This is a genomic window from Type-A symbiont of Plautia stali (assembly GCF_059731155.1).
In genome coordinates, this window is the sequence record NZ_AP035891.1 from 1,838,691 (window position 1) to 1,857,674 (window position 18,984).

The 18,984-nt window shown below is 59.6% G+C and carries 8 protein-coding genes and 6 pseudogenes; 5 read left to right on the forward strand and 9 right to left on the reverse strand.

Translation table 11 applies throughout. The annotated features are described in order from the left end of the window. Window positions 1-47 precede the first annotated feature (47 nt). Window positions 48-2,347, reverse strand: a pseudogene (bglX, locus tag AC6I8M_RS09830) (beta-glucosidase BglX). Between the two features lie 155 nt (window positions 2,348-2,502). On the opposite strand from bglX, the gene dld reads away from it, so the two are divergent. After that, the gene (dld, locus tag AC6I8M_RS09835; RefSeq protein ID WP_010616052.1) at window positions 2,503-4,212 is read left to right on the forward strand and encodes a D-lactate dehydrogenase; all 1,710 of its coding nucleotides are present in this window, start codon (window positions 2,503-2,505) and stop codon (window positions 4,210-4,212) included. Window positions 4,213-4,314: 102 nt separating this feature from the next. Here the strand turns inward: dld and AC6I8M_RS09840 are convergent. From AC6I8M_RS09840 to AC6I8M_RS09850, 3 genes and pseudogenes are all read right to left on the reverse strand, one after another. After that, a pseudogene (locus AC6I8M_RS09840) lies at window positions 4,315-6,757 on the reverse strand (DUF3772 domain-containing protein). Between the two features lie 224 nt (window positions 6,758-6,981). Further along, window positions 6,982-7,920, reverse strand: a pseudogene (pbpG, locus tag AC6I8M_RS09845) (D-alanyl-D-alanine endopeptidase). A gap of 224 nt (window positions 7,921-8,144) precedes the next feature. After that, complete coding sequence (locus AC6I8M_RS09850) at window positions 8,145-8,732, reverse strand: Yip1 family protein (protein WP_010616050.1); 588 nt, start codon at window positions 8,730-8,732, stop codon at window positions 8,145-8,147. Between the two features lie 169 nt (window positions 8,733-8,901). Between AC6I8M_RS09850 and AC6I8M_RS09855 the strand changes: the two genes are divergently transcribed. Further along, entirely contained in the window at window positions 8,902-9,477 is a 576-nt protein-coding gene (locus tag AC6I8M_RS09855) for a DedA family protein (protein ID WP_010616049.1), read from the forward strand. Here the strand turns inward: AC6I8M_RS09855 and AC6I8M_RS09860 are convergent. Next, window positions 9,474-10,199 (reverse strand): SDR family oxidoreductase, encoded by a 726-nt coding sequence (locus AC6I8M_RS09860; protein WP_010616048.1) that lies wholly within the window; start codon window positions 10,197-10,199, stop codon window positions 9,474-9,476. The two genes, AC6I8M_RS09855 and AC6I8M_RS09860, sit on opposite strands and share 4 nt — an antisense overlap. Before the next feature lie 118 nt (window positions 10,200-10,317). On the opposite strand from AC6I8M_RS09860, the pseudogene AC6I8M_RS09865 reads away from it, so the two are divergent. Then, window positions 10,318-12,136: pseudogene (locus AC6I8M_RS09865) on the forward strand (glycoside hydrolase family 15 protein). Window positions 12,137-12,335: 199 nt separating this feature from the next. Next, complete coding sequence (locus AC6I8M_RS09870) at window positions 12,336-13,424, forward strand: L,D-transpeptidase family protein (protein WP_498013778.1); 1,089 nt, start codon at window positions 12,336-12,338, stop codon at window positions 13,422-13,424. A 123-nt stretch (window positions 13,425-13,547) separates the two neighbouring features. Here AC6I8M_RS09870 and AC6I8M_RS09875 read toward each other — a convergent pair whose 3' ends face one another. The 4 genes and pseudogenes from AC6I8M_RS09875 to AC6I8M_RS09890 all read right to left on the reverse strand — a co-directional run bounded on the left by AC6I8M_RS09875 (window position 13,548) and on the right by AC6I8M_RS09890 (window position 18,065). Further along, window positions 13,548-14,885, reverse strand: a complete 1,338-nt coding sequence (locus AC6I8M_RS09875; RefSeq protein WP_058948686.1) for an MFS transporter — start codon at window positions 14,883-14,885, stop codon at window positions 13,548-13,550. 188 nt (window positions 14,886-15,073) lie between these two features. Further along, on the reverse strand, window positions 15,074-16,021 hold the full coding sequence (dusC, locus tag AC6I8M_RS09880; RefSeq protein ID WP_010616045.1) for a tRNA dihydrouridine(16) synthase DusC: 948 nt from the start codon (window positions 16,019-16,021) through the stop codon (window positions 15,074-15,076). Window positions 16,022-16,025: 4 nt separating this feature from the next. After that, a pseudogene (gene rhlE, locus AC6I8M_RS09885) lies at window positions 16,026-17,433 on the reverse strand (ATP-dependent RNA helicase RhlE). Between the two features lie 239 nt (window positions 17,434-17,672). Then, window positions 17,673-18,065 carry a YbhQ family protein gene (locus AC6I8M_RS09890; RefSeq protein ID WP_010616042.1) on the reverse strand — a complete coding sequence of 131 codons (393 nt, stop codon included), beginning with the start codon at window positions 18,063-18,065 and terminating at the stop codon, window positions 17,673-17,675. Window positions 18,066-18,241: 176 nt separating this feature from the next. Between AC6I8M_RS09890 and AC6I8M_RS09895 the strand changes: the two are divergent. Continuing rightward, window positions 18,242-18,955, forward strand: a pseudogene (locus tag AC6I8M_RS09895) (endonuclease/exonuclease/phosphatase family protein). The last annotated feature ends 29 nt before the right edge of the window (window positions 18,956-18,984 follow it).

The following is an 18,984-nucleotide window of genomic DNA, read 5'->3' on the forward strand; positions in this document are numbered from 1 at the left end:
TTCGACAGCATAACCTGTAGGGTCAGCATTTATGCTGACCGTGAGACTCACAAATAATCGAACTGCGCATCCTGGGTTCTGACCGAATCCAGACAGATCATCACGTTGAATTTGCCCGGCTCGGCGACGTGCTGCATCTTCTGATTCCAGAACTTCAGCGCATCGACATCAATCTTAAAGCGCACGGTCTGCGACTCACCGGCCTTCAGCATAATGCGTTGGAAGCCGCGCAGCTCCTGCACCGGACGGCTGATACTGGCGACCGGATCGTTCAGGTACAGCTGCACAACCGTGGCACCATCGCGTTTGCCGGTATTCGTCACCGTCACGCTGGCTTCCACCGTGCCGTTACGCGGCATGGTCGGTGCAGACATCTTGACCGGCGACACGCTGAATTGGGTATAGCTCAAACCGTAACCAAACGGATAGAGTGGAACGTTGACCGCGTCGTAGTAGTGCGAGGTGTACTTGTTCGGCTTCTCGAAATTATACGGACGGTCGGTTGGCAAATGATTGTAATAAATTGGAATCTGCCCGACCGAGCGCGGGAACGACACCGGCAGTTTGCCCGATGGGTTGTAATCACCGAACAGCACATCGGCGATGGCGTTACCGCCTTCGGTACCGCTGAACCAGGTCTCCAGCATCGCATCCGCCATGCGGTCCTCATTCACCAGCGCCAGCGGACGGCCATTCATCAGCACAATCACCAGCGGTTTCCCGGTGGCTTTCAATGCCGCCAGCAGCTTCTGCTGGCTCGACGGGATCACCAAGTCGCTGCGGCTCGACGCTTCATGCGCCATGCCCTGCGCCTCGCCCACTGCCGCCGCCACCACGTCCGCTTTTTTTTGCCTGCGCGACCGCTTCGTCAATCAGCTGCTGTGGCGAACGGGCATCGACACTGACCGCCTGCTCATACAGGTTGAGGAAGTTCTGGATACCTTTGTTATCGGAAATATTGGCCCCTTTGGCATACAGCACGGTGCCTTTGCCGGCCATGGCGCTGCGCATGCCCTGCAGCAGCGAGACAGATTGCTTCGCCACGCCCGCAGCCGACCAGCTGCCCATGATATCGCGCTGGCTATCGGCCAGCGGCCCCACCAGCGCCACGGTAGCATCTTTCTTCAGCGGCAGGGTTTCATGCCAGTTTTTCAGCAGCACCATACTGCGGCGCGCCACGTCGCGCGCTTCCGCCCGATGCAGGCGGCTTTCCGCATTGGTGTCCTGCGGAGCGCTGCCTTTCGGTCCCAGATGACTGTACGGATCGTTGAACAGGCCCATGTCATATTTAACGTTGAGCACGTGACGGGCCGCATCGTCGATTTCCGCCATGCTCACCGCGCCGCTTTTCACCATTCCCGGCAGGTACTTGCTGTAATACTCGTCGCTCATACTCATGTCGATGCCGGATTTCAGCGCGATGCGCACGGCATCCTGCGGATCGCTGGCGACACCGTGTTTGATTAACTCTTTAATGGCACCGTGATCGCTGATGGTGATGCCTTTGAATTTCCAGTCATTGCGCAGAATATCTTTCAGCAGCCAGCTGTCGGCGGTGGCCGGCGTGCCGTTCATCGAATTGAGCGCCACCATCACGCCGCCGCTGCCGGCATCCAGTGAAGCTTTATACGGAGGCAGATAATCCTGGAACAGGCGCTGCGGGCTCATGTCGACGGTGTTGTAATCACGACCGCCCTCCACCGCGCCGTAAGCCGCAAAGTGCTTACGCTGGTCATGATCGCATAGCGGTCGGCTGCGCTCTTGCCCTGCATGGCTTTAACCATCGCACTGCCCATCTGCGAGGTGAGAGATAGGTATCCTCACCAAACCCTTCAGAGCCGCGGCCCCAGCGCGGTTCGCGCGAGACATCCACCATCGGCGCCCAGGTCATGTTGAGGCCGTCGTCTGCCGCTTCATAGGCGGAGATGCGTCCCGCTTCGCTAACGGCTTGCAGATCCCAGCTGGCGGCGAGGCCGAGCGGAATCGGGAAAATGGTGCGCTGGCCGTGCACCACGTCATAAGCAAAGAACAGTGGCACCTTCAGGCGGCTGAGCTGCATGACCTGATCCTGCATGGCGCGGATATCCGGACGCGTTACCGTATTGAAAATCGCCCCGACCAGGCCGTGCTGAATCATGTCGCGAATCGCCTCTTTCGGCGTATCCGGACCGACGCGGATCAGGCGCATCTGCCCGATATTTTCATCCAGCGTCATTTTGCTCAGCAGCTGATTAACAAAGGCGTCGCGCGCCTGTTCCGTCATTGGATGGGGGCCGAACAGGTCGTCTGCAAACGCGGGTTGCACGGCAAGGGAAACAGTGAGGCTAACAGAGTAAATCCATTTCATCAGGTCGGGTTCTCTTAAGTAATTGCGCAATATCGAAATAACCGGGGCAGTGTGCCACAAGATGAGGATAGCAGGTAGCCGCCATTGTCACACTACGCCCCCGCGGCTGACGCGTGCTACAGTAGAAACGCCACGTTAACGACAAGGATAGGCTAATGAATAACAACACCTCACACCCTGCCCTGCTGTCAGAGCTGCGCCGTCTGGTCGGCGCGTCACAGCTGCTGACCGACGCGGAGCAGACCGCGCGCTATCGTAAGGGTTTCCGTTCCGGCGAGGGCGATGCGCTGGCGGTGGTTTTCCCCGGCTCGCTGCTGGAGCTGTGGCGCGTGCTGCAGGCGCTGGTGCAGGCCGATGCCATCGTGCTGATGCAGGCCGCCAATACCGGCCTGACCGAAGGTTCAGCGCCCAACGGCAACGATTACGATCGCCCGGTGGTGATCATCAGTACCCTGCGTCTCGACAAACTGCAGCTGATCGACGGCGGCAGGCAGATTCTCGCCTTCCCCGGCAGCACGCTGTATCAGCTGGAGAAAACCCTTAAACCGCTGGGGCGCGAGCCGCACTTGGTGATTGGCTCCTCATGCATCGGCGCCTCGGTGCTAGGCGGCATCTGCAATAATTCCGGCGGCTCGCTGATCAAACGCGGCCCGGCCTACAGCGAAATGGCGCTGTTTGCGCAGGTGGACGCCGACGGGAAGCTTCGGCTGGTCAACCATCTGGGCATCGAACTTGGTCATTCGCTGGAAGCGATTCTCGGCCGGCTGGACGACGAGTGCTGGCAGCCGGGTGATGTGCGCTGGGATGCGCGCCACGCGTCCGACCACGAATACGCCGAGCGGGTGCGGGACATTCATGCGGACACGCCGGCGCGTTTCAACGCCGACCAGCGGCGCCTGTTTGAAGCGTCAGGCTGTGCCGGCAAACTGGCGGTGTTTGCCGTGCGGCTCGACACCTTCCCCACCGAGCCGAAGCAGCAGGTGTTTTACATCGGCACCAACGACCCGGCGACGCTCGGCGAGCTTCGTCGCCACATTCTGGCGGAGTTTACCCATTTACCGGTCGCCGGTGAGTACATGCACCGCGATATTTTCGACATCGCCGAGGTCTACGGCAAAGACACCTTTGTGATGATTGATAAACTCGGCACCGACAAGATGCCGCTGTTTTTCACCCTCAAAGGCCGGGTTGATGCCTGGCTTAGCAAGCTGAGCTTCGTTAAGCCGCACCTTACCGATCGCCTACTGCAACGCATCAGCCGCTGGTTCCCGGCGCACCTGCCGAAGCGCCTGAAGCAGTATCGTGACAAATACGAGCATCACCTGATGCTGAAGATGTCCGGCGACGGCGTGGCCGAAGCGCAGGCGTATCTGCAGGAGTATTTCCGCGAAGGCGGCGGTGAGTTCTTTGCCTGCGACGCCAAAGAGGGCACGCACGCCTTTCTGCATCGCTTTGCCGCAGTCGGTGCCGCCGTGCGCTATCACACGGTGCACGCTGACGAAGTGGAGGATATTCTGGCGCTGGACATTGCGCTGCGCCGCAACGATCAAGAGTGGTTTGAGCGCCTGCCGCCGGAGTTTGATAACGATCTGATTCATCGCCTTTACTACGGCCACTTCTTCTGCCACGTGTTCCATCAGGATTACATTGTGAAGAAAGGGGTGGATGCCCATGCGCTGAAGGAGAAGATGCTGGCGATCCTCACGGCGCGCGGCGCGGAGTATCCGGCGGAGCATAACGTTGGCCATTTGTATGCGGCCAAACCGCAGCTGCAGGCGTTTTACCGCCAGCTCGATCCGACCAATACCTTTAACCCGGGCATCGGGAAAACCAGTAAGCAAAAAGGCTGGGCGGTGAAAGCCTGAGTCAGATCTGCCGGACCCGTAGCGGCGCGATTTATCGCGCGGGTTTGCTGCATCAGAGGCAAACCTTAGCGCAATGAATTGCGCCGCTACGGTCTCGTGCCATTATGGCAACGCTTCACCTTCATTCTGCGTCGCCGGCAGCGCGCGGCGTTCGATAATCATGGTCTGCGGCGTCGACAGCACGATGCCCTCTTTGCGCAGGCGCGTCAGGATATCGAACAGCAGATCGCTTTTCGCACCGGAAATCTGGCGCTGGCTGGCGACGTTGCCGGTCACGCTCAGCACAATGCCAGCCGGCGTCAAATCTTTAAACGAAACCGACGGCTCCGGCGTTTCGAGAATACGCTCGTTCTCACGGTACACGTCCAGCAACAGTTCACGCACCTGCACCGGATCGATATCCAGCGGGAAGGTCAGCTGAATCGTCACCACGCCCTGCGCATTGCCCATGGTGGCGTTACGCACGTTCTGCGAAATCAGCTGCGAGTTCGGCACGATCACTGTGGATTTATCGCCCAGCTGAATCTCAGTCGCACGCACGTTAATACGGCGAATATCCCCTTCGATGCCGCTGATGCTCACCAGATCGCCGACCTTCACCGGACGCTCGGTCAGCAGGATCAGGCCGGAGATAAAGTTCTTCACGATCTCCTGTAAACCGAAACCGATCCCCACCGACAGGGCGCTGACGATCCATGACAGCTTGTTCCACTGCAGCCCCATAATCGACAGCGTCAGCAGAATAATCAGCACGTAGCCGATATTGCTGAACAGCGTCACCAGCGACACGCGCATGCCGATATCCATGGTGGTCTTCGGCAGGAACTCTTTATCTAGCCAGCGCCGCACCGAGCGCAGCACGTAGATACCCACCACCAGACACAGAATGGCGTTCACCATGTGCGCCGGCACAATGTTGAGCGACTCCAGCCCTTTGCCACCCTAGAACTCAATGACTTTCTGGATCAGCTCAATAGGCGTGGACGAGGCAAACGTGCCCGTTGAGCAGCGCCAGCGCGACAAACGCCACCAGCAGGGTTTTACCCACGGCGCTGAGCAGCGTTGCTGCCTGCTGCAGGTAGCGCTCGTCTATATTCAGCGAGGTTTGCAACCGCTTGCCGGTAGCGTTGTTGGTGGAGAACAGGCTTTCACAACCGTCGTTGATCAGATGACTGAGGAAGTAGAACGAGCCAAACAGAATGCCGCACCAGATCACTTCATAGCTGAGGAAGCGCGCCAGCGTGACGTAGCCAACAATCAGCGAAACCAGAATCGCCACGGCGGTGACCGTCAGCGCCAGCTGCACCAGGCCGACGACCATGGGACGCGCTTCCGGCGGATTGCCGGCCTGCGCCATGCGACGACGCACGCGATTGGTGCGCATGCTGATCGCCAGCCCGATGCTGCCAATCAGCAGCGCCGTCAGGCCGTTGGCAAAAATGGTGGTGTTCAGGCTGGTGCCGACCGTGTAGTTAAACGACTCGGCGGTCTGGAAGATAAACACCAGCGCGGCGGTAATCGGCGGGAACGGCTTCAGCGCCAGCGCCACTTCACTGGAGATGCTCGGCAGACGCCAGCTGGGGCGGCGCGTTGACAGAAATGCGCGGCCGAGACCGGCGATCAGTCCGCAGTAAACGCTAAGCTGCACCAGACGGCTGATAAAATCCTGCACGTCGCTGGACACTTCATCGCGCCGCACAAACGCCAGCGAGAGAAAGTTAAAGGTCAGCACCACGGCCGCCAGCGTAGTCAGCGCAATCGCCGCGGCGAGGAAGCTGCGGCGCAGCCGCCCTTCCGGCAGTTTGTGAATGCTGACCCACGCCAGAAACTCTTCGCTGTAACGCCGGCCCAGCGTCATCACCAGCAGCGCCACCAGCAGCCAGCCGACCGTGCCCACGCGCCAGCCCGGCTCCCACGACAGCGCGGCGGTATCCTGCAGCTCGCTGATAAAGTCGCCAATTTTTTCGCCATCCAGATCCTGACGGCTGAACAGCGATAACCAGAAGCGTGGCCCTAAAATACTGCCGGAGTTGAGTGCCAGCTGGCTTTTCAGCTGATCGCGCCGCAGGTTGACGATCTGCGAGGACAGCACCAGCGCCCCGTTTTTGATGCCGTCGGCCTGCTTGATCTGATCATCCAGCTTGCCCTTCTGATTCTCCAGCGCGGCGCGTTTGCGCGTCACCTCCGGCGTCTCTTTCACGCCGCTGTCCGCCTTCGGCGCCGGGCCGAGCACCGCCAGCTGCGCATCCAGCTGCTGACGCTGCGGAATCAGCGCCTGGCCGAGGGTTTCCGCATTACCTGACAGCTCCAGCGCCATCTCATTGAGCTGGTTGAGCTAGTTTTCATTGGTATCGCCGGACACCTAGCCCTTAATTTTGTCGAGGATCTTCTGCATCTTCGGCAGTTCTACCGCCGGATTGACCTTCGGTGCCGCGTCTTCTTCCTGCTGCGCGGGCGCGGCGTAGTCATCCGCATAGCTGAGCGCCAGCGTGAATAACACCAGCAGCAGCAGGAACGGGGTAAACAGAGAACGAAACTTGAACATATGAGTGAGATTCCAGCGCAATAACAGCCTATAAACGCAAGGTTAACCGTGAATGGTCGCCAGTGTAGGACTTTGCCGTCAGGGAAACTATAGGAATGGTGGCGTAAAACATTGGTGCTAACGATAAGGAATTTTGTTCATTTAAACTCCGTTGACCGTCAGTCACACGCCGCCACGGCACACGGCGCATTCCCTTGCGCCGCTACGAGGAGTACCGGGTTGCGTTACTCCACGTCCGCACTGCTGGCAAGCTGCGACGCTTTCTGCTTTTTGTACGCTAGCGCGGCCGCCGGCACCGGCGCCGCTTTGCCGGTTTCCAGCCAGTCGCGCAGGCGGTTAGCATCGGCAAAGTGGGTATATTTGCCAAACGCATCCAGCACTACCAGCGCCACCGGACGTTTATTAATCATGGTACGCATTATCAGGCAGTGACCGGCCTCGTCGGTGTAACCGGTTTTGGTCAGCTAAATGCGCCAGTTATTTTTGTACACCAGATGGTTAGTGTTGCGGAACGGCAGCGCGTAGCTGGGGTGTTTAAACACCGCCGTCTCCTCTTTGGTGGTGCTCAGCTGGCCAATCAGCGGATACTGGCGCGTGGCCTTGAGCAGCTTCACCAGATCTTCCGCACTGGAGACGTTGTGCAGCGACAAACCAGTCGGCTCCACGTAGTGGGTGTGCGTCATGCCGAGCGCGCGCGCTTTGGCGTTCATGGCGCGGATAAAGGCGTCGTAACCGCCGGGATAGTGATGCGCCAGGCAGGCCGCCGCGCGGTTTTCCGAGAACATCAGCGCCAGCAGCAGCATGTTGCGGCGGCTGATTTCACTGTTAAGCTTCACGCGCAAGAATACGCCGCGCATTTCGGGCGTCTGGCTGATATCCACCGACAGCATTTCGTCCATCAGCAGCCGGGCATCCAGCACCACCATCGCGGTCATCACTTTGGTGATCGACGCGATAGGCCGCACCCGGTCCGGATGGCTGGAAAACAGCACTTTGTTATTATCGAGATCGACAATCAGCGCGCTGCCGGAGGCGATTTGCGGCTGGGCAATCGGCGCCAGATCGGACAGTTTTGCTGCGGCGGCGAGCGCTGGAGTCATCGCAGCTGGCGCGGCGACAAACAGCGCCAGCGACAGCAAAGAAATACGCATTTTTACAGACATCGTGTCAAAAAAATCCGGTGAGGAGGTTTGCGCTGTGTCGAAACACAGGCCGCCGGCGTCAGGCCTGATGCGACGCGGGCTGGCTGCGCCATCATACGCGCTCGTCTGCGAAATTTCTTAGGGAAATTGTTTCCGGGCGTTAAAAAAGGCGGGCATCACAGACGCTGCTAGGCGCAGCTGGAGTAGTCAGGTCGCCATGGCTGACGACCTGACCCACATTATGATCAGAACAAGCGTGGTCCGTAACCCCACAGAATCACCGTCAGCGCCAGCAGCACCTCGAACACCACCACGCCAATCGCCAGCGTCGAGCCGGAGAAGCGCAGGCTCTCTTCACGGTCAATGTTGAGGAATACCGGGATGCCGACGTACAGCAGATATCCGGTGTACATCAGCGCTAACGCACCGGCCAGTACGCATAGCCATACGAGCGGATAGAGCGCCACCAGCCCGCTGATAAACAGCGGCGTCGCCACATAGCCGGCAAACACGGTACAGCGCTGTATGCTGGGACGCTGCGGATAGTCGCGCGCCATCCAGTGAATGACGCGGCCCATCACGGCCACACCGCCTAAGATGATCAGGTAAAACAGAATGCCGAGACCAATACCGGTCAGCATGTTGAGTTGCACGAACTGCCCTTCGCCCAGATTCCAGCCCAATTGCGTGGTGCCGATAAAAGCGCAGATCACCGGGATCGCCACCATCAGCAGAACATGATGGGTGTAATGGTGCAAAACGCTCTCGTTTTCCTGCTTGATATCACGCATCTCCTGATTGGGATGCGCCAGAAGACCCCAGACATGATTCATACAATCACTCCTCTGATGCGACGGGCTGCCCCAGCGATCAGGCTGTCCAATGCAGGGCAGGCAGCTTCAGTTCAAGTATAATCGGCGCGGCTGTTTTTGCGGCCAGCGGCACAAAAAAAGCCGCAGCCAGCTAGACTGTTAGCTGTATCGCTTACCCAGGGAGGAGCAATTGCACATCGATATCAATGGATTAATCACCCAGTACGGTTACCTGGCGCTGCTGATTGGCTGCATTGCCGAAGGGGAAACGTTTACCCTGCTGGGCGGTGTGGCGGCGCACGAGGGCCTGCTGCACTTCAGTGGCGTGGTGCTGGCGGCGATGGGCGGCGGCATTATTGGCGATCAGCTGCTGTTCTGGCTTGGCCGCCGCTATGGCACGCGCATTCTGCAGCGCTTCCGCAAACATCAGGACACAATTAAAAAAGCTAACCGGCTGATTCAGAAACACCCCAGCCTGTTTGTGATTGGCGTGCGCTTCATGTACGGCTTTCGCCTGATCGGGCCCATCATTATTGGCACCAGCCGCCTTAAGCCGCTGCGCTTTTTCGTGCTTAACGTCATTGGCGCCGCGCTGTGGGCGCTGATTTTTGTCACCCTCGGCTACTTCGCCGGTGAAATTATTACGCCGTGGCTGCACAAGCTTGATCAGCACCTCAAGCACTTCATCTGGCTGGCGGCGGCAATTGTGTTCGGCATCGTGCTGCGCTTTGTGATTCGCCGCTGGAACCGCCGCCGCGCCGGTTAACTGTGGTAACCCTTAAACTGCGGGTTGGCCAGCATGAAGCCGCCGTCGACCACGAATGACTGCCCGGTGGTGTAAGTGACCCATTCCGAGCACAGCCAAGCCACCAGACTGGCGATTTCGCGCGTATCGCCAGGGCGGCCAATCGGGATTTCCGGCATGCGCCGGCTGTGCGCCCCGCTGTTGCTCATGTCATTCATCGGCGTGGCGATGGCGCCCGGCGCCACGGCATTCACCAGAATGTGGTGCGGCAGCAGGCTCAGCGCCATGGATCTGGTCAGCCCGCCAAGCGCATGCTTGGCCGCGGTATAGGCAGCGGCATCCGGCAGCGGCGTATGCTCATGCACCGAGGTAATGTTGATGATGCGCCCGCCGTCGCCCTGATCCACCATATGACGCGCGGCAATCTGTCCGCAGACAAAGGCGCCGTCTACGTCAACGGTGAAGACTTTGCGCCAGTCCTTAAAGGTCACATCGAGAAAATCGGCTTTGGTCATCACGCCGGCATTGTTCACCAGCACATCGATGCGGCCCAGCGAGTTAATCAGCTGGGCCAGCTGGCCTTTGCTCTCCACCAGCAGCGCGGTCTCCTGCGCGCCCTCTTCATCCGAGCGCCAGGTAATGCCGACGGTGTAGCCGGCCTCGGCCAGTATCACGGCGCAGCTGCGTCCAATCCCCGAATCTGAAGCGGTCACTACGGCGACTTTCTCTTTGCCCAGTGTCATAACGTTCTCCTGCCTGATGGGTGTCTTCACAGTATAGAAGTTATCGTTCTGTGCCACGTCGCAGCCGATTCTGCCGTTTCGTCTATAGTTAACAATCGGATAGCGTTCAGGAGGCAGGATGAGCAAGATTAAACGCAGAATTGACGACCACGGCGTCATCGGTGATTTACGCACCTGTGCCCTGATCGCGAACGACGGCACCATTAATTATCTCTGCTGGCCCGAACTCGATAGCCCCTCCGTGGTTGCCGCCCTGCTCGACAGCGACGAAGCCGGCCTGTTTTCGCTGGCACCGCAGTGGCAAAACGCGCGCCAGCAGCAGCTCTACCTTCCCGATACCAACATTCTGCAAACCCGCTGGCTTGATGAAGCCGGCGTGGCGGAAATTACCGATTACATGCCGATCTGCGATGAACGCAGCAAAGTGCCGCGGCTGGTGCGGCGGGTAAAAATGATCCGCGGCACCGCCACCTTTGATCTGCGCTGCGCGCCGCGCCACGACTATGCCCGTGCGGAAACGCGCACGGAGACGCACCCCGGCGGTATCGCCTTTGTCGCCGAAGGCCAGCCGTCGCTGCGCCTGAGCGCCACAGTGGTGATGACGAGCGAACCGGACAGCGCGGTGGCGCAGTTTACCCTGCAGGCCGGTGAGCACGCCGAATTTGTGTTTGGCAACGATGACGATCCGCAGGTGCAGCATATCGCGACCGAGCGCTGCTTTCGCGATACCGTGGATTACTGGCGGCGCTGGAGCAGCCATAGCTCTTATCGCGGCCGCTGGCGCGAGATGGTGACGCGCTCGGCGCTGGCGCTCAAGCTGCTCACCTCGCACCAGCACGGCTCGATTGCGGCAGCCGCCACGTTTGGCCTGCCGGAAGAGCTGGGCGGCGAGCGTAACTGGGATTACCGTGCCTCGTGGATCCGCGATGCCTCGTTCAGCATGTACGCGCTGATGCGGCTCGGCTATGTGGAAGAAGCGCGTGACTTCACCCATTGGGTCGGCCGCTGCGTTGAGCACAGCCACGACGATACGCCGCATTTGCAGGTGATGTACCGTCTTGACAGCGGCACGGAGCTGCACGAGACCGAACTGCTCAATCTCTCTCTCCGGTTACGCCAACTCACGCCCGGTGCGCATCGGCAATGATGCCTGGCGCCAGACGCAGCTGGATATTTATGGCGAGCTGATGGATGCGGTCTACCTTGCCAATAAATACGGCGAAGCCATCTCGCAGCGCGGCTGGCGCCATGTGTCCAGCATGATTGACTACGTCTGCGTTAACTGGAACCAGCCGGACGCCGGTATCTGGGAGATGCGCGGCGAGCCGGAGCACTTTCTGCATTCGCGCCTGATGTGCTGGGTGGCGCTGGACCGCGCGCTGCGGCTGGGCATGAAGCGTTCGCTGCCGATGCCGTACGATCGCTGGGACCGGGTGCGCAGCGAGATCCGCGACGACATCTGGCAGAACTTCTGGAACGACGAGCTCGGCCACTTCACCGCCACGCGCGGCGGTAAATACCTGGATGCGTCGATGCTGCTGATGCCGCTGGTGCGCTTTGTCAGCTCGACCGACCCGGAGTGGATCGCCACGCTGGATGCGATTAAAACCCATCTGGTAAGCGACGGTTTAGTGCGGCGTTATAACATCAGTGAGACGCCAGCCGATGCGCTGACCGGTGGCGAGGGCGCGTTTGCCGCCTGTTCGTTCTGGTATGTGGAGTGTCTGCCGCGCGCCGGACGGGTGCATGAGGCGCACTTCGAGTTTGAAAAGCTGCTGAGCTATGCCAATCCGCTGGGGTTGTACGCCGAGGAGTTTACCTCGCACGGCAACGCGCTGGGCAACATGCCGCAGGCGCTGACCTATCTGGCGTTGATCAGTGCCGCGTTTTTCCTGAACCGTAAACTGAGCGGCGAAGTGACGCTGTGGCAACCGTAAGAAAATTCACATTTTGGGCGGCGTGGCAAAGAGAATAGTCTGTGAAACGCGGCGTTTTGCGTAAAGTATCTTCAACCAGCGAAAATCCTGATTCCCATCATTGCGCCTATGCACATATAATGCGCAGCGGGTTATTCTGACCCTGATGGGTTCGACACACTGACAAGCCATGAAAATGGCCATAACGACTTGTAAAAACATGAAAAAAAGCATTCGCGCGTTCGCTTCACTCGCCCTCGTACTGACGGCGTTCAGCCAGTCGGCCTTTGCAGTCGTCTATCCGCTGCCTCCAGCAAATAGCCACCTGATTGGCGAAAATATTGAAATCACCGTGCCAGACGACAGCAAACTGCCGCTGGAAGCGTTTGCGGCGCAGTACCAGATGGGCCTCAGCAACATGCAGGAAGCCAATCCGGGCGTGGACGTTTACCTGCCGAAAGCAGGCACTAAAATGGTGATCCCGCAGCAGCTGATTCTGCCTGACGCACCGCGTGAAGGCATCGTGATCAACAGTGCCGAGATGCGTCTGTATTACTACCCGAAAGGCACCAAAACTGTCGTGGTGCTGCCGATTGGTATCGGCGAGCTGGGTAAAGATACGCCGGTTAACTGGACCACGGCGGTTGAGCGCAAGAAAAATGGCCCGACCTGGACGCCAACCAAAGCGATGCACGCGGAATATGCGGCGCGCGGCAAAAGCATCCCGGCCGTGTTCCCGGCAGGTCCGGATAACCCGATGGGCCTGTACGCGCTGTACATTGACCGTCTGTATGCGATTCACGGCACCAACGCCAACTTTGGTATCGGCCTGCGCGTGAGCCACGGCTGCGTGCGGCTGCGTGCGGACGACATCAAATGGCTGTTCGACAACGTGCCGGTGGGTACGCGCGTACAGTTCATTGACCAGCCGGTAAAAGCCACCGTTGAGCCAGACGGTTCGCGCTACATTGAAGTACACAACCCGCTGTCGACCACAGAAGAGCAGTTTAACTCACGTGAACTGGTGCCAATCAGCCTGACTTCCGCCGTGACCAAAGTGGTGGCCGATGCCAGCACCAACCAGGATGCCGTGAACAATGCCATCCAGGCACGTACCGGTATGCCGACCAAAATCAACGGTCAGCCGGGCGAAGCCCAGCCTGCGCCGGTGATGGTGCAGGAGTCTTCTGACGCGATGCCGAAAGAAGAGTCAATGACGCCGCAGGCCGATGTGCAGCAGCCCGCTGAAGCCGCCCCGGTTGAGCAGGCCGCGCCGGCACAGCCTGCCAGCAACGGCAATAGCTTGTAAGGGTTTGCTGTCGATGATGAAGCCAGCCGCAGGGCTGGCTTTTTTATTGCCCGTTCGCCGGGGTCGCCATCCATGGCGACCATAAGGGTCATTGTGCGCTTGTGTCGCGGCGCGGTTGCGCGCTCAATCGTGCGGTCGGCGTAACGCCAGCCAGCCCGCGACCAGGGTAAACACCAGCACCACCAGCACTAACAGCAGAAAACCGTGCGGATTGTTCGCCAGCGGGATGCCGCCCACGTTCATGCCAAAAAAACCGGCTACGATATTGATGGGCAGCGCCAGCACGGTGATTGAGGTGAGCAAAAACAGCGTACGGTTGCTCTGCTCCATCAGGCGGGCAGCGATCTCCTCCTGTAGCAGGCGGATGCGCTCCATCAGGCTGGCAAGATCGTTAAGCGCTACGCTGAACTCCTCGGTAAAAATCCGCAGCTCGCTGAGCGGTTCCCGGTTGAGACAGTTTGGCGGCCGGTTAAGCAGGCGAAACAGCGCGGCCGGCTCCGGCGCCAGCAGCCGCTGGACGCGCAGCAGCATGCGGCGCAGATGGCCCAGCTCGCTGCGGTTGGCTTTGATCGCCGCGATCAGCAGCAGACCGACGCCCTCCAGCACGAAGGAGATCAGCGAGACCTTTAGCCCGCCGAAGCGCGTGATATAGCGCCCGCACGCCAGCCGCACCAGCACGAAGCCGAGGCTGAACAGCGTCAGGGCGAATGCCGCGCCGCTCCAGTCGCGGCTGGCAAAATAGAGGGTTATGAAGGTGGATATCACGCCAAAGCCGATGGTGCCAAATCCCAGCGCCAGGCCAAACAGCCAGACGCGGCTGACCACGCGATGAAACGGAATGCGCACGCCGGCGCTGACGCTGACCGCCGGCTTGCCGGAGGCCATCCAGAAGCCGATCGCCCCCATCAGCGCGACCAGGCCAGCAAAGCCGCTGATGCCGAAGCCCTGATTCAGCAGCACGCCCAGCGGGGCACCAATTGCCATGGCAAAGTAAGTCGCCACGCCGTTCCACGAAATGACCCGCGCAGTTTGTCGCGGGCCAACGATATTCATGCCCCACAGCGTCGAGCCGGTACTGCTGAAACTTTCCCCGACGCCGAGAAACAGCCGCCCCAGCGCCAGCAGCGTCAGGCTCAACAATGGCGCACCGCTGCACAGCGCGGCAATGATCGACAGCACGCCGCTCATGCCGAAGCACACCAGCCCCATCATCACCACGCGTTTCGGGCCGTAGCGATCGGCCAGCCGGCCAGAGTGCGGGCGACTGAGCAGCGTGGCGAAATATTGCAGACTGATGATCAGCCCGGCGATAAACGAGCTGAAGCCCAGCTGGTTATGCACAAACCCCGGCAGCACCGCCAGCGGCAGCCCGACGGACAGGTAGCAAAAGAAGGTGAAAACGATGACGGAGAGGATGCGTTTATTTAACTGAGCATTACTCAGTACAGCGGCGTCAGACATGGAAGATGGCGTCAGAAACGTGGTGAAAGCGAAGGTTCACTATACCGGTTAGCAGACTAAGGATCGCGGCTTTTTTTGTTATAAAACATGGCGGCAGCGCACACTTTCACGGTGTGATCGCTGACGCGCCGTCAAAGCAGCGTACTTGGCGGTTCAGGTACGACCGCTCAGGTTCAGATGCAGGACACCTAGGCCATGCGTGCGGCATGGCGTTCGATAGCGCTGGCGATCTCGGCGGACACACGCAGCGTGCGGATCTCGCTGAACAGGCCGTCGACCTCATGGTAGGCTTTGCGCAGATAGCCCAGCCACTGCTTGATGCGCGCAACGTGATAGTTGCCGGTATCACCCTGCTTTTCCAGCTGGGTGTAGCGCAGCAGCAGCTCAACCACCTGCGACCACGGCATCGGGGCTTCGTTGTATTTCACCACGCGCCCCAGGTTAGGCACATTGAGCGCACCGCGCCCGAGCATGACTGCGTCGCAACCGGTAATGCGCAGGCAATCCTGCGCATCCTGCCAGTTCCAGATTTCGCCGTTGGCGATCACCGGGATCGTCAGACGCTGGCGAATCTCACCAATCGCCTGCCAGTTGATGCTCTCTGCGCGATAGCCGTCCTCTTTGGCCCGGCCATGCACCACCAGCTCGCTGGCACCGGCCTGCTGAACCGCATCGGCGATCTCGAAACGCCGCGCGCCCGAATCCCAGCCGAGCCGCACTTTCACCGTGACCGGCAGATGAGCGGGCACCGCCTCGCGCATCGCTTTGGCACCGCGATAGATCAGCTCCGGATCTTTCAGCAGAGTCGCACCGCCGCCGCTGCCGTTCACCAGCTTCGACGGGCAGCCGCAGTTGAGATCAACGCCCCACGAGCCCAGCTCCACCGCGCGTGCGGCGTTTTCTGCCAGCCATTCAGGATACTGGCCCAGCAGCTGCATGCGCACGCGCGTGCCGGAGGGCGTCCGGCTGTGATGGTGCAGTTCCGGACACAAACGGTAGAAGGATTTTACCGGCAGCAGCTGATCGACCACGCGTAAAAACTCGGTGACGCACAGGTCATAGTCATTCACGCCGGAGAGCAGTTCACGTACCAGCGAATCCAGTACGCCTTCCATAGGCGCCAGTAAAACCCGCATACCGTTACGCGTTCCCGTTGCTCTTCGCTGCCGGACGACGTGAGCGCGCCGGTTTACCCGCGTTGCCTGCCGCCGAGCAGTTGTTGCCCGGACGACGCGGTGCACGCGCCTCGCCCTGTGGACGCGCGCCGCCGTTACCGGCGCTGGCACGCTGACCATTGCCGCCGCTGCGGCTGCGCGGTGCTTCAAGCACCCTGCCCCGGCGCGCGGCCCTGGCCACGTCCGCGTGGCTGCTGCTGACGGCCATTCTGAATCGGCTCCGCTTTGATGCTCGGATCCGGCTCAAAGCCCGGCAGCGCAATGCGCGGAATTTCCCGCTTCAGCAGGCGCTCGATATCACGCAGCAGCTTGTGCTCGTCAACGCACACCAGCGACAGCGCAGCACCGGTAGCCGCGGCACGACCGGTACGGCCGATGCGGTGCACGTAATCTTCCGCCACGTTCGGCAGCTCGTAGTTGACCACGTGCGGCAGCTCTTCGATATCCAGACCGCGCGCGGCAATATCCGTCGCCACCAGCACGCGAATGCCGCCGGTTTTGAAGTCGGCCAGCGCACGGGTACGCGCGCCCTGGCTCTTGTTGCCGTGGATCGCGGCGGCAGTGATGCCATCTTTGTTGAGCTGCTCAGCGAGGTGGTTAGCACCGTGCTTGGTGCGGGTGAACACCAGCACCTGCTGCCAGTTGTCGCGACCAATCATCAGCGACAGCAGTTCCCGTTTGCGCTTCTTATCCACAAAATGCACCTGCTGCGACACCTGCTCGGAAGCGGTGTTGCGGCGTGCCACTTCCACCTGTTCCGGGTTGGTGAGCAGTTTTTCCGCCAGCGCTTTGATCTCGTCCGAGAAGGTGGCAGAGAACAGCAGGTTCTGCCGTTTGGCCGGCAGTTTTGCCAGCACGCGGCGAATGTCGTGGATGAAGCCCATGTCGAGCATGCAATCCGCTTCGTCCAGCACCAGGATTTCCACCTGCGACAGATCGACTGCGTTCTGGTGCGCCAGATCGAGCAGACGTCCCGGCGTGGCGATGAGTACATCAACGCCGCCGCGCAGTTTCATCATCTGCGGATTAATGCTGACGCCGCCGAACACCACCAGCGAACGCATGTTGAGGTACTGGCTGTATTCTCGTACGTTTTCGCCAACCTGCGCCGCCAGTTCACGGGTTGGAGTGAGGATCAGCGCACGTACCGGACGGCGACCGCGCGCCGCTGCCGGTTTTTCTGACAGACGCTGCAGCAGAGGCAGCGTGAAACCGGCGGTTTTACCCGTGCCGGTCTGGGCGCTCGCCAGCAGGTCACGACCGGCCAGCACCACGGGAATCGCCTGACGCTGGATTGGCGTCGGTTCACGGTAGCCCTGTTCTGCTACCGCACGCAAAATATCGGCATTCAAGCCGAGAGAGTCAAAAGACATGCAGGTGTATTACTCCGAACCGCCCTGATCGCGCTGCGCGATGTAGTTTTCAGGGGGGATATGACGCAGCCTCAAGGCCTGCGTGTGAAAAGGGCACAAACTACCATGCGTAAGAGTGGCAGTGTAGCAGCTTTCCAAAAGAACCGCGACCAGCAAAACGTGAGGGTGATGTGCCGCTGCGCGGTAGCGCATAAAAAAAGAGCCGCAGTGGGCTCCTCTTTTCTTGCTGACATGTCCGCTTAGCTGCGTTTTCTCTGCACGCGCTGCGGTGGCTCTTTGGCCAGCAGCGACACCAGCGCCGGGCCCACCAGCATCACCACGCCCAGACAACCAATCAGCAGATTGTTGTGGATGAAGCGTGAAATCAGGAATAGCGTCAGCATCGCCGCGCCGAAGTAGTATGTAGTCGTCACTTCTTCCAGAGAGTCACCAAAGCGGCGCAAACGGGCACTACGCTGCAGGGCCAGCATGGTGATGAACACCAGCGCATAAGCTGCCACCAAGGTACTGCTCACTTCGACCAGTGCCTTATATTTCCAGCCCCACACCAGCGCCGCGATCACCAGCAGGTGGGTCGCAATATGCAGGCAGGTTTGACCGGTAACAATCTGAACACGATTAGACCATTTCATTATTTTCTCCTGGCAGACCCAACAGGTCGCCCAAGTGTATCTGACCGCAGCCAGACGGATTTCCTCAATGTAAAGCAAATTTCGGATAACACCCTAATTTTCTGTCTCCAGCACCACCCATTTGTGACAAAGACTACACTTTGTTCTGTTGATGATGAAAAGGAGCGCGTCGCAGTATGCCACAAAACACGCAAGGATCTTCATTTAAAGTCCTGACGATCAATACCCATAAGGGGTTCACCAGCTTTAACCGTCGCTTTATCCTGCCGGAACTGCGCGACGCAGTGCGCGCGAACTCGGCGGATATCGTCTTTTTATAGGAGGTGATGGGCACGCACGCCATCCACTCCGCACACATTGAAAACTGGCCGGAAAATTCGCACTACGAATACCTTGCCGACACCATGTGGCACGATTTTGCTTACGGCCGCAACGCGGTCTATCCCTAGGGCCATCACGGCAACGCGATACTGTCACGCTTTCCGATCACCGAATACCAAAACCGCGATATTTCTGTCGCCGGCAGTGAGAAACGCGGCATGTTGCACTGCCAGATCAGCCTGCCGGATCGGCCGGAACCGATTCACACGTTGTGCGTGCACCTCGGCCTGAAAGAGAAGCACCGTCTGGCGCAGATGCGCATGATGTGTGAACTGATTGAGTCGCTGCCACCGGATGCGCCACTGGTGGTGGCCGGCGATTTTAATGACTGGCAGGTACGCGCTAATCGATTTTTGCAGCGAGGAGCCGGTCTGCAGGAGGTGTTTAGCATGAAAAACGGTCACCCGGCGCGCACCTTCCCGGCGCGCTTTCCGCTGTTGCGTCTCGATCGCATCTATATCCGTAATGCGTCGGTGAGCCAGCCGTGGGCGCTGCCGGTGAAACCCTAGTCACATCTGTCCGATCATGCCCCGCTTGC

Coding starts and splice junctions, on each gene's coding strand:
- AC6I8M_RS09875 (WP_058948686.1), bottom strand. CDS start 14,885: ATGTCTGACGCCGCTGTACTGAGTAATGCTCAGTTAAATAAACGCATC.
- dld (WP_010616052.1), top strand. CDS start 2,503: ATGAATAACAACACCTCACACCCTGCCCTGCTGTCAGAGCTGCGCCGT.
- AC6I8M_RS09860 (WP_010616048.1), bottom strand. CDS start 10,199: ATGACACTGGGCAAAGAGAAAGTCGCCGTAGTGACCGCTTCAGATTCG.
- AC6I8M_RS09850 (WP_010616050.1), bottom strand. CDS start 8,732: ATGAATCATGTCTGGGGTCTTCTGGCGCATCCCAATCAGGAGATGCGT.
- dusC (WP_010616045.1), bottom strand. CDS start 16,021: ATGCGGGTTTTACTGGCGCCTATGGAAGGCGTACTGGATTCGCTGGTA.
- AC6I8M_RS09890 (WP_010616042.1), bottom strand. CDS start 18,065: ATGAAATGGTCTAATCGTGTTCAGATTGTTACCGGTCAAACCTGCCTG.
- AC6I8M_RS09870 (WP_498013778.1), top strand. CDS start 12,336: ATGAAAAAAAGCATTCGCGCGTTCGCTTCACTCGCCCTCGTACTGACG.